This is a genomic window from bacterium (assembly GCA_040753555.1).
GTDB lineage: Bacteria > UBA9089 > UBA9088 > UBA9088 > UBA9088 > JBFLYE01.
Genome location: JBFMDZ010000041.1, coordinates 1 through 14,720, shown reverse-complemented (window position 1 = coordinate 14,720; position 14,720 = coordinate 1). Strand labels below are relative to the sequence as shown.

Annotated in this window: 15 protein-coding genes; 11 read left to right on the top strand and 4 right to left on the bottom strand. The window is 35.4% G+C overall.

Annotated features, from left to right (window positions below; translation table 11 throughout):
• Positions 1-128: 128 nt before the first annotated feature.
• Both gatB and AB1630_05105 read right to left on the bottom strand, forming a co-directional pair.
• Complete coding sequence (gatB, locus tag AB1630_05110; GenBank protein ID MEW6103181.1) at positions 129-1,538, bottom strand: Asp-tRNA(Asn)/Glu-tRNA(Gln) amidotransferase subunit GatB; 1,410 nt, start codon at positions 1,536-1,538, stop codon at positions 129-131.
• Between the two features lie 3 nt (positions 1,539-1,541).
• On the bottom strand, positions 1,542-3,434 hold the full coding sequence (locus AB1630_05105; GenBank protein MEW6103180.1) for a DUF2079 domain-containing protein: 1,893 nt from the start codon (positions 3,432-3,434) through the stop codon (positions 1,542-1,544).
• Positions 3,435-3,486: 52 nt separating this feature from the next.
• Here AB1630_05105 and lptB point away from each other — a divergent pair, with 52 nt between their 5' ends.
• Positions 3,487-4,206, top strand: a complete 720-nt coding sequence (lptB, locus tag AB1630_05100; protein ID MEW6103179.1) for an LPS export ABC transporter ATP-binding protein — start codon at positions 3,487-3,489, stop codon at positions 4,204-4,206.
• A 122-nt stretch (positions 4,207-4,328) separates the two neighbouring features.
• Here lptB and AB1630_05095 read toward each other — a convergent pair whose 3' ends face one another.
• Both AB1630_05095 and AB1630_05090 read right to left on the bottom strand, forming a co-directional pair.
• Positions 4,329-4,598: a hypothetical protein gene (locus tag AB1630_05095; protein MEW6103178.1), complete on the bottom strand. Its 270-nt coding sequence runs from the start codon at positions 4,596-4,598 to the stop codon at positions 4,329-4,331.
• Between the two features lie 180 nt (positions 4,599-4,778).
• Positions 4,779-4,937: a hypothetical protein gene (locus AB1630_05090; GenBank protein ID MEW6103177.1), complete on the bottom strand. Its 159-nt coding sequence runs from the start codon at positions 4,935-4,937 to the stop codon at positions 4,779-4,781.
• Positions 4,938-5,176: 239 nt separating this feature from the next.
• On the opposite strand from AB1630_05090, the gene fliF reads away from it, so the two are divergent.
• From fliF to AB1630_05040, 10 genes are all read left to right on the top strand, one after another.
• Positions 5,177-6,778: a flagellar basal-body MS-ring/collar protein FliF gene (gene fliF / locus AB1630_05085; GenBank protein MEW6103176.1), complete on the top strand. Its 1,602-nt coding sequence runs from the start codon at positions 5,177-5,179 to the stop codon at positions 6,776-6,778.
• On the top strand, positions 6,775-6,954 hold the full coding sequence (locus tag AB1630_05080) for a hypothetical protein (GenBank protein MEW6103175.1): 180 nt from the start codon (positions 6,775-6,777) through the stop codon (positions 6,952-6,954). The genes fliF and AB1630_05080 overlap by 4 nt, the downstream gene beginning before the upstream one ends.
• A gap of 17 nt (positions 6,955-6,971) precedes the next feature.
• Complete coding sequence (fliG, locus tag AB1630_05075) at positions 6,972-8,030, top strand: flagellar motor switch protein FliG (GenBank protein MEW6103174.1); 1,059 nt, start codon at positions 6,972-6,974, stop codon at positions 8,028-8,030.
• 16 nt (positions 8,031-8,046) lie between these two features.
• Positions 8,047-8,760 carry a FliH/SctL family protein gene (locus tag AB1630_05070; GenBank protein MEW6103173.1) on the top strand — a complete coding sequence of 238 codons (714 nt, stop codon included), beginning with the start codon at positions 8,047-8,049 and terminating at the stop codon, positions 8,758-8,760.
• The gene (fliI, locus tag AB1630_05065) at positions 8,741-10,051 is read left to right on the top strand and encodes a flagellar protein export ATPase FliI (GenBank protein ID MEW6103172.1); all 1,311 of its coding nucleotides are present in this window, start codon (positions 8,741-8,743) and stop codon (positions 10,049-10,051) included. The genes AB1630_05070 and fliI overlap by 20 nt, the downstream gene beginning before the upstream one ends.
• 104 nt (positions 10,052-10,155) lie before the next feature.
• Positions 10,156-10,608, top strand: a complete 453-nt coding sequence (gene fliJ, locus AB1630_05060) for a flagellar export protein FliJ (protein ID MEW6103171.1) — start codon at positions 10,156-10,158, stop codon at positions 10,606-10,608.
• On the top strand, positions 10,605-11,183 hold the full coding sequence (locus AB1630_05055) for a hypothetical protein (protein ID MEW6103170.1): 579 nt from the start codon (positions 10,605-10,607) through the stop codon (positions 11,181-11,183). Before fliJ ends, AB1630_05055 begins: the two co-directional genes overlap by 4 nt.
• 49 nt (positions 11,184-11,232) lie before the next feature.
• Entirely contained in the window at positions 11,233-13,245 is a 2,013-nt protein-coding gene (locus AB1630_05050; GenBank protein MEW6103169.1) for a flagellar hook-length control protein FliK, read from the top strand.
• Complete coding sequence (locus tag AB1630_05045) at positions 13,242-13,886, top strand: endonuclease III domain-containing protein (protein MEW6103168.1); 645 nt, start codon at positions 13,242-13,244, stop codon at positions 13,884-13,886. Before AB1630_05050 ends, AB1630_05045 begins: the two co-directional genes overlap by 4 nt.
• Positions 13,870-14,331: a Mut7-C RNAse domain-containing protein gene (locus AB1630_05040; protein MEW6103167.1), complete on the top strand. Its 462-nt coding sequence runs from the start codon at positions 13,870-13,872 to the stop codon at positions 14,329-14,331. Before AB1630_05045 ends, AB1630_05040 begins: the two co-directional genes overlap by 17 nt.
• Positions 14,332-14,720: the final 389 nt, after the last annotated feature.

Below are 14,720 nucleotides of genomic sequence, written 5' to 3'. Positions count from 1 at the left end.
CAAGAGATAGGCAGAAAGGGGAGAGTTTTTTATCTCTTGCCTAATGGCTAAAGTTGTACAAGCATTCTTATGAATTTTAATCTGCATACGCTACATATTTTATCAAATAACGTAGCGTTAGTCAACAGCTAAACATATGCTGTAGCTATTCTTTCCTTTAAAAGCCTATTTGCTAATTCTGGGTTTGCCTTTCCCTTTGTTTTTTTCATTAAGGCTCCAATAAGGAATCCTAGTGCCTTTTCCTTTCCAGACATATATTCTTCTGCTGCCTTTTGGTTTTCCTTTATTACTTCATCAATCATTAAAACAAGGCTTTCCTCATCCTTTATCTGAATAAGCCCCTTTTCTTTCACAATATCTTTTGGGTCTTTTCCTGTATTGAATATTTCAACAATTAGCTCCTTTCCTATTTTTCCAGATATTTCTTGTTTCTCTATCATTATGAGCATCTTTGCCAGGAGGTTTGGTTTTATCTTGCATTCATTTATCTTAGAAGGAGTAGTAAGGGAAAGAACCTCTGTTAATAGCCAATTGCTTAAAATCTTTGGGTTATTATAATCCTTCAAGGTTTCCTCAAAAAAATTTGCTATTTCTTTTGATGATGTCAAAACCCCTGCATCATATTGCGTCAAGCCATATTCATCTACAAATCTCTTTTTCTTAACACTGGGTAATTCTGGAATTTCTTTCTTTAATTCTTTAATCCAATTTTGCTCTATAACCAATGGAAGAAGGTCTGGCTCTGGAAAATACCTGTAATCATGCGCCTCCTCCTTTTGTCTCATAGATAGGGTAACCCCTTTCTTCTCATCCCATAACCTTGTTTCCTGGATAATCTTTTTTCCTTCCTTCAAAAGATTGGTTTGCCTTTCTATTTCATAGGATAATGCCTTTTCTACACCTTTAAACGAATTCATATTCTTTATCTCAACCTTTGTTCCTAGTCTTCCTTGCTCTTTGCTTACAGAGACATTTGCATCACACCTTAAAGAACCCTCCTCCATATTGCAATCTGATACCTCAAGGTATTCAAATATTGTTTTAAGTCCTGCAAGGTATTTTCCTGCCTCTTTCGGGCTTGTTATATCAGGGGATGATACAATCTCAATCAAAGGGATACCACATCTATTAAAGTCAACAAGGGAATAATCTTCTTTATGAATAAGCTTTCCTGCATCTTCCTCAAGGTGAACACGGATTATCCCTATTTTTTTTCCATCTATTTCAAGGAAGCCATCTATTGCCAAAGGTTCATCGTATTGGGAGATTTGATATGCCTTTGGAAGGTCTGGATAAAAATAATTCTTTCTATGAAACCTTGATATTTTATTTATCTTGCAATTCAGAGCCGTTGCCGAGATAATAGCAAGGGAAACAGCACCTTTGTTTAAAACAGGAAGGCATCCAGGAAGACCAAGACAAACAGGACAAACCAAAGTATTAGCTGATGCACCAAACCTTGTTGAGCAGGCACAAAATAGCTTGCTTTTTGTTGAAAGCTGAAGATGGACCTCAAGACCTATAACGGGTTCATACATATTTTAATCCTTGCATTGTTCAAACATATCTTTGGCAAAGGTATTTTGTTTATCAATATTAAGGGCAGTTTCAAATTCTTTTTTTGCCTTTTTATGGTTATTTGTATGAAAATAGACCGAACCAAGAATAAAGTGGCTATAGGTTGATTTTGGATTTTCCTTTACAACTTTCTTTGCATTTTCTATTATCTCTTCCTCTCTTTCTTTTTTTCCAAAAATGGCTATTCCTCCATAGCCTGGATTATCCCTAAAGAATATTTTAAATCTATTATCTTTTAAAAGAGAAGCCAAACCCTTATTGCATGCCTCAAGGCTTTCCCAATGAATTACCCATTCTCCAAACCCATATGTATTAAAGACAATATATTCAGATAAATCATAATTAGGAAAATAATCCAGGGGGGTTCTTCTTTGCGAAAAATGGGTCATAAGGTTATCCTGAACACAAACAGGGGTATTCTCTGGGATTATCTTTTTTAAACTTTCAAATAATAACCTTGTTTTTTTTATTTGATAATATTTCTTTAGATTTTCTGTTGGGATGGAAAGGATGGTTTTATGATTGTCTGGGTTATACAGCTTTACATAAAAATCTGGGTTTTGAGGAGAAATATTAAGCCCCCTAAAAGAAAAATAAAAGTTTGAAAGAAATGATGTTGTAAAGATCAAAATGGCTAGGGCAAAAGGATTAAGCCTTTTTAACCATAAGCATCCATAGATACCAGATATTACAGCAAAGGGAATAATTGGGGTAGAATATTGATAAGCAAGGAGGTATTGACCTGACCAGGGAGAGAGAAAATGAAGAAAAATCTCAGGTAGGGCAATTAAAATTTCAAGGCTTAATATGGAAAAAAAAGCAGGGGGAAGGATAAGCAAGATAATTGTAGCAAGCTTTTCTTTTCCTGGTAGAAATATCCTTTTTAAGGTATTTTGTGGTTTTAGAATAAGGTTTTTGATAATTTCTCCCTGGCTTTCTCCCAAACCCAGCCTTCCAAAATAGCCATAGGTTACCTTACCTCCCCCTGTTTCTGTTGCCTTTCTGATATAAGGGATTAAAACAGAAATAGAAAGATATGCCCAAAGGATTCCAATAGTAAATGTAATAAGGCCAATCTTTTTGTTCTGCTTAAAGAAGGAATAAATACCGAGGGCTGTTATAATTAAAGAAATATCCTCCTTAACCATTAAAGAGAGAAAAAGAAAGATAAAGTAAAGAATCCACACCCTTCTTTGCAAGAAATAGAAGGTAAAGAGAAGGAAAAATGGGGCAAGGCAGATTTCATGGAATTCAAAGAGATTTATCCTTGATAAAAATGGATGGAAGAGATAAGCAAAAGAGAATGATAAACTTAATAAATTATGTTTTAGCTTATCCTTTGCAATGAGAAATACAGGGATTGCTCCCAGTCCAAGAAATATGCTTTGTAGAATAAGAAGCATCCTTGGATCCTGCCAAATAAGATAAAAGGGAGCAAATATTATAAGCATAGGAGACATATGTTCTCCCAGAAAATTATGGCCATACATTGTTGTATCAAGGATCCTTCCTTTGATTGTATTCCATATTGCCTGGTCAAATCCTGCCAGGTCCCAATGGCCTGTAAGAAATGCACTACATTGAATCACAGAAACATAGGCATAGATAGAAGTGCAAATGGATGTTAATAGAATGAGGATAAAACTTGCCAGCCTTTGGGAAATATCTCTTTTTTTAAATAAAAGCACGATAAGAAAAATAAATAAGCTTATAATTATAATAAGAAGAAATACTTTCTCTATAGAAAGGGAGGCTTTCTTATAAAAGAAAAATAGAACGATAAATATTACACAAACAATTGCATAAATAATAGGCTTTGTTGGGATTATAGCCTTTTTATCCTCTACCTTTTTCATAATCTAAAATTTTAAATTGTAAAAGCTAAATTGTAAATTGTAAAATAAAGATATGAAATTAGAGGCTATTTCTATAACAAAATATTTTCAGGATAAATGCGCTGTAGATAATGTAAGTATTGGGGTAGGAGAGGGTGAAATAATTGGGCTTTTAGGACCAAATGGAAGTGGGAAAACAACGACATTTTACTCAATTCTTGGCTTAATAGAGCCTGATAAGGGAAAGATTACAATTGATTCTTTTGATATATCAGACCTTCCAATATACAAGAGGGCAAGAAAGGGAATTGGTTATCTTCCCCAGGAACCATCCATATTTGAAAGCCTTACAACAAGGGAGAATTTAACAATTGTCCTTGAATTTATAGAAAAGGATAGGGTTTTAAGGGAAAAAAAGGTTTTTTCTCTCCTTTCTGATTTTGGCTTGTTTTCTCTTTCCAACCAAAAGGCAGGAACACTCTCTGGAGGAGAAAGGAGGAGGCTTGAGATTGCAAGGGTTCTATCCACAGACCCAAAATTCATCCTTCTTGATGAGCCATTCCTTGGTGTTGATCCAATCAGGGTCTCTGAAATTCAGGGGATAATAAAAAACCTAAAAAACAAGGGCTTTGGCATATTGATAACAGACCATAATGTTAGAGAAACCCTCAAGATAACAGATAGGGCTTATATAATATTTGAGGGAAGGATATTATTTGAAGGCTCATCTTCTATGCTTGTATCTGACCATACCGCAAGGAAGGTATATCTTGGAGAGGGATTTGAAATTTAGGATTTAAATCTCTGTATGTGTTTAGGTAGACGAGAAGAAGAAAGGAAGTTAAAATGAAAGAAAGCACGAAATCCGAAGCACGAAGCACGAAACAATATCTAAATTCAAAATTCTAAACATTTTTACTGCGATTTCCTCATTATAGAACTGAAAATCATCATCAATTCTATGGCTTCTTCAATTAAATCCTGTTGTTCTTTCTCTAACACTTTAGAGTTTTCAGAATGGTTTGTATCTATCAACTCCAACCAATATTTACTCTCTTTTACTTCTTTACGGCAAATCTTTATTCTCATAACAAATAAATTATATTGTTTTGAATTTTCAATTTTAGTCATTTGAATTTGTTTTAAGATTTCGGATTTCATTTGTTCCATTAAAGCTAAACGCATACACCAACTCAGGTTTGCACCCCTAACTTTACACTTTATTGTTCAACCTCATTTGTCAAGTTAGAGGAGGATAGTTGCAAATTTGAGTTATTTCGGTATAGTTCTTTTAAGCCTTCATAAAAAGCACAATAAAAATAAAGCTATCGCTCTCGTTTCGCTAAAGGGGGAGGATTATTCTAATTATTTTTCAACAGCCATAAATTTAAGCCCTATGAAAGGTTTTAGTGAAATTGGGAAATTTCTGGGAGGGAAAGTTTTATATTTACCTGTATCTTTGCTGATAAAAGAATCGTTTCCTCTCGTATTATTCCCATCCTTATAGAGAATTGCCAATCCCATCTTGCCAAAGGTAAAGATTATAGGCGAATAGTGAATAGGCTGAAAGCCATTTCTAATAGGTGATTACTCACAATTTTTATTGCAAAGGGATAAAAATTTTGATAGAATATCTTTATTAAGATATGTTATACCCAAAATCAATTGAATTTCAAGAATTCTATGTGTATGAAAGAAAAAAGAAATTCTAAATTTCTTAAAGATTTCTTGACTTTATTTTTAGAGAAGCATAAAATAAAGGTGTGGATAGGTTTTTTGAGCAGATAGCAGCCCTTTGGAAAAGCTGGACAAGGGGACAGAAAATTACCATTGTAGGTGGCGGATTACTTTCCTTTATCCTCCTTCTTTTTCTTATTTCATACATAACAAGGGCAGAATATGCTGATTTATATACAAACATATCCCCTGAGGAGGCAGGAAGGATAACAAGTAAGTTTGAGGAATGGAAACAGCCATATAAATTAGAGGGGACAACAATCAAGGTTCCCATAGCTGACAGGGATAAATTAAGGCTTAAGCTTGCCTCAGGAAAACTTGCACCAACAGGAGGGATAAAGGGCTGGGAGCTTTTTGATACAACAAAGTTTACAATGACAGATTATGAAAGGAGGATAAACTATTTAAGAGCCATTCAGGGTGAGCTTGAAAGAACAATAGAATCCATAGAAGGCATAAAGAATGCAAGGGTTCTCCTTGTCCTTCCAGAGAAAAAGCTATTTATTGAGGAAGAAAAGCCCGTTACTGGCTCTATTAAGCTAACAATGGCTCCCTATGCGACTATTGACAAGGAGCAGGTTGCTGGAATAATAAACCTTGTTTCATTTGCTGTTGAGGGGTTGAAGCCTAGCAATATCACGGTTGTTGATAATAGGGGAAGGATTCTCTCAGAGGATATAGGAGAAGAAAAACAAGAGACAATAACATCAAAACAGCTTGCTTTGCAAGAAGAGGAGAGAAAGGGTCTTGAAAGGAGGATAAGGGATAGGCTATCAAGGGTTATTGGATATGATAAGGTGGAGGTTATTGTAAAATATGAAATGAGCTTTGATAGAAAGGAAACAAAGCTTGAGAAGTATTCAATGCCAGGTTTTGAGCAATTAAAGATAAGTGAAGAAAAGGTGGATGAGGCATTTAAAGGAGAGGGTGTAAAACCAGAGGGTCAGCCAGGCCTTGAATCCCAAATCCCTGGTTATAAAGAGATAGCAAAGACACAAGGTCCTGTTGAATATAACAAAAAAGAGGCAAGAACTAATTACTATGCTGACAAGGAGGAAACAAGTCTTGTTAAAGCACCATCCATTTCAAAAATATCTGTAGGTGTTTTTGTAGATGGAAAATATGAGCTAGATGAGAAGGGTCAAATAAAAAGGGATAAAAAGGGAAATCCCATATATTCTCCAAGAACAAATGATGAGATGGAAAAATTTAAGAAGCTTGTCTGGGCAGCTATTGGTGCTGAAAAGGGAAAGGAATATTTAGAAAGGGAATACCTTGTTGAGGTTGAGAATGTTCAATTTGATAGAAGCCAGGAATGGCTTGAGGCAGAAAGAGAAAAAAAGGAGAAAACAAAACAAACAATAACAATGGCAGGAATTGGGGGTGCTGGTCTTATTTTTCTCATTATAATAGGTCTAATTATGCTTTCAATAATAAAGCAATTTATGAAAAAAGAGGCAAAGCCAGAGATGGCAAAGGTAGAAGGAAAAATTCCAACGCTTGCAACCCAATTAGCAGCAGAGGGAATATCCCTCTCTGAAGAAGAAATGCAAGCATTAGAAACAGCGAAGAGAAAGCCAGCCCTTGTTGCCAAACTTGTAAAAAATTGGCTTTCTGAAGAGGAATGAGCGAGGGGCTTAAAAAGGCTTGTATTCTTTTATCATCTTTGGAGGAAGGTGAGGCAAAAGAGGTTATGGGCTATCTCACAAATGATGAGAAGGCAAAGATAAAAGAAGGTGCAAATCTCGTTTCAGAAGAAAAAACCGATTTTATTCTATATCTTGTAGGAGAGGAAAATGTTTAAAATTTATCTATTTTATTTTGCATTTTGCATTTTGCATTTTGCATTTTCTTATTATGGCTATTAAGGCAACTGGACCACAGAAGGCGGCAATGCTTCTTATGGCATTGGGTTCTGAGGCAGCAGGGGGTGTGTTCAAACACCTAAATGAACAAGAGATAGACCAGCTTACCCTTGAAATAGCAAAACTTCCAAAGATTGAACCTACACAAAAAAAGGAAATTATTGCTGAATTCAGGGAATTGCTTCTTGCCCAGGAATTTATCCTGAAGGGAGGGATTGATTATGCAAGGGAGGTTTTAAGGAGGGCTATTGGAGAGGAAGGTGCAAATAGGGTAATTGAAAAAGCAATAAATATATTGAAGCTTAAGCCATTTGATTTTATGAAGAAGGCAGACCCCATTAGATTGGCAAGCTTTCTTTCAAATGAGCATCCTCAAACAATAGCCTTTGTTATTTCTAATCTTCCTGCAGGAAAGGCATCTGAGGTTCTCCTTAACCTTGCTGAGGATATAAGGAAAGATGTATCAAGAAGGATAGCATCAATGAAAAGCATTTCAGGAGATTTTGTTTCATCAATAGAAAATACCCTAAAAGAGAGATATGAAAAGGAGGTAGGTGCTGCAGAGGCAAATATTGTCCAAACAGATGGTGTAGATTCTGTGGTAAAGATTCTTCAAGAATCTGATAGGGAAACAGAAAAGGCAATAATTGATGCCATCTCTGAGGAAGATCCAGAATTGGCAGAAGAGGTAAGAAAGAGAATGTTTATCTTTGATGACCTTACAAAGCTTGATGATAGGACAGTACAAAGGGTTTTAAGGGAGGTTGATTCAAAGGATCTGGCATTAGCCCTTAAGGGTGCATCTGATACAATAAAAAATTTGATATTTAAAAATATGCCAAAAAGGGCACAGGAGATGCTTAAAGAGGAAATATCATATTTAGGACCAAAGAAGCTATCAGAGGTAGAGGAGGTTCAACAGAAGATAATAGGTGTAATCAGGCAATTAGAGGAATCTGGTGAAATTATGATCTCTCGTGGAGGAGGAAAGGGAAAGGAAGCAATTATAGAATGAAAAAAATGCAATAGGAATGATATATAAATCACCATCTATAAATGGAGAGGTTCTTATAGAAGCAAAGGAGGTTTTTATAGGAGAGGGAAGAACCTTAATTGAAAGGCTGGAGAATAAAATAAGGCAGGACAATGAAATTCTAAAGAAACTTGAGAAAGAGATTGAGGAAAAGAGAAAAAACCTTTTAAATATAGAGGAATATGTTAAAAAAGAGGCAGAAGAAAAGGCGAGGTCTATTTTGGATGAGGCGGCTAAAAAGCAAGAAGAAATAAGGGATAAGGGATATAAAGAGGGATTTTCTCATGGAATTGAGGAGGGGAAAAGAAAGGGCGAAATTGAAATAACAAGGGTTATTGCATCAATAAAAGGGATTTTATCATCCCTAAATTCATTATATGATTCTTCCTTAAAAAAAATTGATGAAAATATTATCCTTGACCTTTCCCTTTTAATGGCGAAGAAGATAGTAAAGAATGAGACCTCAATTAAAAAGGATGTTGTATTAGGGAATATAAGAGAGGCATTGAAAAAGGCGGGGAATAGTAAAATAAGGCTTCTTTTAAACCCTGATGATATAGAAATTGCAAGGGGATTTTTGAAAGAGGTAGATATTGCAGGTGATTCATCTATTGAACAAGGTGGATGCAAGATTTATTTTGATTTTGGTATAATTGATGCTACAATTGATAATCAGCTTAATGTGATAAAAAATGAATGCACAAAGCCTTAAGGCAAGAATTGAAGGAATTGACCCAATTCAAGTAAAAGGAAGGGTAAAACAGGTAATTGGCCTTGTTATAGAATCAGAAGGACCCCTTGCTTCAATTGGTGAGATATGCTTTATTTTGTCTTTAAATAAAAGGATTATGGCAGAGGTTGTTGGATTTAGGGATAAAAATATTTTATTGATGCCAATAGGAGAGACAGAGGGAATAAAGGCAGACGATTGTGTTATAGCAACAGGCTCTCCCTTAAGGGTTGGTGTTTCAGAAGGCTTAAAGGGAAGGGTGTTGAATGGGATTGGTATGCCTATTGATGGAAAGGGTCCAATTATTGTAGATGCCTCTTATCCTATATTTTCCGATTGTCCTGACCCATTGAAAAGACCAAGGATAAACAAGATACTAGAAACAGGGATAAGGGCAATTGATTCTTGTTTAACCATTGGTAGGGGACAAAGATTTGGGATATTCTCTGGGTCTGGAATTGGAAAAAGCACCCTTTTAGGAATGCTTGCTAGATTTACAAGGTCTGATATAAATGTTATTGCATTAGTTGGTGAAAGGGGAAGGGAGGTAAGGGAGTTTATTGAGAAAGACTTACAGGAGGAAGGGCTTAAGAGGTCTGTTATGGTGGTTGCAACATCAGATGAACCTCCCCTTGCAAGAATAAGGGCTGCATTTGTTGCCACAGCCATTGCTGAATATTTTAGAGATATGGGAATGGATGTTATGCTTATGATGGATTCTGTAACAAGGTTTGCAAGGGCTCAGAGAGAGATTGGGTTGTCCATTGGAGAACCACCAGCAACAAGGGGTTTTACGCCATCTGTATTTGCTATTCTACCAAAGCTTTTGGAAAGGTCTGGAACATCAGAAAAGGGAACAATTACAGGAATATATACCATCCTTGTAGATGCTGATGATATGAATGAGCCAATCTCTGATAATATTCGGGCAATCCTTGATGGACATATTGTTTTATCAAGGAATTTGGCTGAGAAAAACCATTATCCAGCTATTGATATTTTAAAGAGCATCTCAAGGGTTATGATTGATATTGTTTCACAAGAACAAGAGCAGACAGCAAGAGGTTTAAGAGAGATTCTTGCCACAATTCAGGATGCAGAAGACCTGATAAACATTGGTGCATATGCGAAAGGCTCTAATCCAAAGATAGATTATGCATTATTGAAAATTGATAGCGTTTTGGATTTTTTAAAGCAAGGGATATGGGAGAAATCTGAGTATCAAAACACATTGGCTGGCTTGATGAAAATATTTCAGGAGAAGGAAGGGTGAAAATAAATGCAAAATGCAAAACTCAAAATTCAAAATTGTGGTAAGGATTTAATAAAATATAACCACAGTTTTAAGTTTTTAGTTTTGAGTTTTTAGTTTTTAAGATGTTTAGATATGAGGCTGTTTTAAGGGTAAGAAAATATAAAGAGGATCTTTTAAAAAAGGAGGTTGGAAGGATTATTGCAGGGATTGAGTTTGAAGAAAATATTTTAGGCCATATTGAAGATGAAATAGAGAAATCACTTGATGAAGTATCTCATTTGCAAAAAAGGAGGATCTCTATTTTTGATTTGAAGGAATGGGATAATTATATTATCTGGCTTCATAATAGACAAAAAGAGCAGGAGAAAAGGATAGAAGAGTTAAAAAATGAGCTGGATAGCACAAGAAAAAAGCTTGTAGTCGCATCACAGGAAAAAAGGGTAATAGAGAGGCTTAAGGAAAAGTATGAGATAAAAAAACAAATAGAGGAAGAAAGAAAAGAATCTTTTAATCTTGATGAAATTGGGCTTTCTCTTTTTGAAAGGGGTGTTAATGTTTTAAGTTTAAAGAAATGAAAGGAAGTGCTTTTATAACCATTATCTTTCTTTTGTTGCTTATGGTTGCATCTATTATAGGTGCAATCTATGTTTTGGATAAGGTCGGCGTTTTTAACAAAGAAGAGGTTATTTATCCCAAGCTTGCTACAATTCCTGGTATAGGGAAATTCTTTACACCGAAAAAAATACCATTTGAGGTAATAAAGAAGGAGGAGATTAGAAATCTTAAGGAATCAGTAGATAAAAGGTTTGAAGAAATATCTGAAAAAGAGGAAAAACTTAAGGAGAAAGAGGAAAGGCTTGAGGAAAAGGAAAAGGATGTTGCCTTTAGAGAAGATGCTCTTTTGAAAAAGCAAAGTGCTTTGGAGGAAAGGATTAAGGTATATGAGGATGAGGAAAAAAGGTGGCAGAAGCTTGCCCTTTATTACTCAAGTATGAGCCCTGATCAGGCGGCAAAAATACTTCAAGACCTTGATGATCAAACCGTAATTTCTATATTTATGAGGATGAAGGATTCGGCTGTTGCTGTTTGTTTAATGAAGATGGACACAAAAAGGGCGGCTGAATTGTCAAGAAAGATGACAGGGCGTTAAATAGTTTTAAGTTTTTAGTTTTTAGTGAGGAGGGGAAGGATGAAGAAGGGTGAAGTCTATAATTTTACCCGCAAGGGTTTCGGATTTAATAGAAAAGGTAGGAGAAATTCCCAAAAAAAAGGTTTTTGGTAATAAAAATTGGGATAGAGTTTTATCTAAATTTAAAAAGGATAAACCCCAAGACCAAAAAATTTTAATCCCACCATTTAACCTTCTTTTAACTAAAGAAAATCCATTAAAAGGGATAGATATAGCAAGGGTTGAAATAGTTCAAATAGGAGTCAGGAGTCTGGAGTCAGGAGTCTGGAGTCAGAAGGTAGAAGTCAGGAGTCAAGAGTCAGAGGGTCAGAGGGTCAGGGGGCCAGAAGTCAGGAGTCTGGAGTCAGGAGTCTGGAGTCAGAAGGTAGAAGTCAGGAGTCAAGAGTCAGAGGGTCAGGGAGTCAGGGAGTCAGAAGACAAAAGACAAACCATAGAACCCAAAGTCCAAAACCCAGAATCTAAACCACAGACCATAGACCATAGTCCACAGAGGGCAGAAGTCAGACTACAGAGCGACAGAGCGACAGGGCAACAGAGCGACAGGGCAACAGAACCACAGGGCAACAGAGCCACAGAACTACAGAGCAACAGAACCACAGAACCACAGAGCGACAGGGCAACAGAGCGACAGAGCGACAAACCTGAAAGGATAGATATTCCACAAGAATTATCCAAAGAGAATAAACCACAAATTTTAAGCCTTAAACCACAAGAAACAACCTTTAATTCTCAATCTCCAAAGGAATTACCAAGACAAAATAACCTTAAGCCACAAGAGGACAGGATACAGGATACAGGATACAGGATACAGGATAGTCCACAGACCATAGAAGTTAGGAGTCAAGAGTCAGAGGGTCAGGGGGTCAGAGTGTCAGAAGACAAAAGACAAACCATAGAACCCAAAGTCCAAAACCCAGAATCTAAACCACAGACCACAGAACACAGAACACAAGAACAAATTCTTAATTCGCAATCTGCAATCCGAAATTCCATTGAATTATCTAAAGAGAATAAACCTCAAAAATACAAGATAGAAGATACAGAATACAAACCCCAGACAATAGACAACAAACACCAAACCCCAGACAATAGACAACAAACACCAAACCCCAGACCACAGAATATAGATCACAGGCCACAGAGAATAGAAGACAAAATACAGAACAGCAAAATACCAGAGCAGGAAATCAGCAAAACATCAGACCACAACCTACAGAATACAGAATACAGAATACAGAATACAGAAGATGGCTTAAAATTAAATATTTTAAAGGCAAATCCACAAGAAGAAATTCGTAATTCAAAATTCGCATATGAAGTATCTTGCGAGCGAGTAGAGGCAAAAATCTGCAATTCTAACAAATTCCCAATCCCCCAGGAGCAAATTTTTGATAAAGAAAATAGTCTTATCAACATTGAGAGACATAAAGAAAAAGATGAATTTTTCCCCAAAGATTATAAAGATTTTAAAGATTACAAAGATAACAAATCCCCTATTTTTCAATCAAATATATTGAAAGAGCCGATTTCACCAGAAAAAACTCCTGAAACATTAAATCCTTCCATTGAAAATCCAAAAAAACAGGATTTTTCTTTAGATAAAAAGCTCTATGAGATAGTCCAGCAAGCAGATTTAAAGCTAGCAAATGCAAAAACAGAAATGAACATCATTCTCAAACCAGAATTTCTTGGAAAGCTAAATATGAAGCTTACAATGAACGAAGGCATTCTTGATACAAAGTTTACCGTAGGAAACCCGCATCTTAAAGAATTGATAGAAACAAACCTCCATAACCTTAGAGAAACATTTTCCCAATTGGAGGTAGGAGTGGGAAATATTGAGGTATCAATAGAAAATGGCTTTTTATCACAAAGGAATCTTTGGAATAAAACATATAATGAAACCCAACCAACCAACCAAAGCTTCATATTTGAGCCAAAAGAATCCTTTCAATTTCATTTAAACGATGACAAATTGGCTCGGCTATATTGGACCCAAGCATCCTTTGAGTTCACTGCATGAAAAAAACCCTTGAAAAGATATATAACCTTCTTTACAATACCTTTTCTGATATGAATTGGTGGCCAGGTGAGACTCAATTTGAAATAATAGTTGGTGCTATCCTTACCCAGAATACTGCATGGAAAAATGTGGAGAAGGCAATTGAAAATTTAAAAAGAGAAAATTTATTAAGTCCAGGGAAAATGAATGAAATCCCAGAAGAAAAACTTGCTAATGTCATCAAACCATCAGGATTTTACAACCAAAAGGCAAAAAAACTTAAAGCATTTATAAATTTTCTTTTTTTAAGATACAGCGGCTCCCTTGAAAAATTATTTGAAAAAGGGCTCTTTTTTCTTCGCAATGAGCTTCTTTCAATACATGGAATAGGAAATGAAACCGCAGATTCCATTCTTTTATATGCAGGAAATAAACCTATATTCGTTGTTGACGCATATACGAAGAGAATCCTTGCAAGGCATAGGATTATAGATGAAAAAGCCACTTACAATGCCATTCAATCAATATTTATGGAAAATCTCCCAAAGGATGTTTTTCTATTCAATAACTACCATGCCCTTCTTGTTAAAGTTGGAAAGGATTTTTGCAAAAAAACCAATCCATTATGTAAGAGGTGTCCATTAAATGAAGTTTATCCTTGATGATATGCTCGGAAAGCTTGCAAGATGGTTAAGGATTATGGGTTATGATGCTAAATATTGCACCAGAATATCAGACGATGAGCTTATAAATGAGGCAAAAAAAGAAGGGAGAATCCTTCTTACAAGGGACAGGCTTTTGGTAAAGAGATTTGCTGTTTCATCACTTTTGATAAAATCAGAGGATATAAAAGAGCAGATTAAACAAGTGATAGAAAGGTTTAATTTAGATACAAAGAACATATTTACAAGATGTCCAAGCTGTAATGGACTATTAGAGAAAATAAAGAAAGAAAAGGCTTATAACAATGTTCCCAATATTGTCTTTTCCCGCTATGATAATTTTTCCCTCTGCACATTGTGTGGTAAATATTATTGGAAAGGAAATCATTGGGAAAAGATAAAAGAAGGCTTAACCGAACTTACACAACTTCCTATATTTCGCTAGCTTTTTGTCTGATTACTTTTATGACAAAATACATTATACAGAAATTATCACAAACCCTAAAAAATACTAATTTCCCATTTTCCGCTCTTATTTACAATAGGAATTGAATTTCCAAAAAAAAATCTAAAGTTTAACCCTCTTAAAAACCGATATATATAATAGATAGAATGATAACAGAGGTTCCGTAATTTTTCCTATGGTTTTGAATAGACTGAGGGTAATAAGAAATGTAACACTTCCTCTTATTAAAAAACCTTGTTAATATCTAGTGTCGTGTTGACTAAATTTCGCACGAATTTTACTAAAGTTTTAGTTCACAAAAGCCGATAATATAAATAGGGATATTTTCCCAGGAGGTATTGGCAATGCGTGGACCAAAATCAAAAACA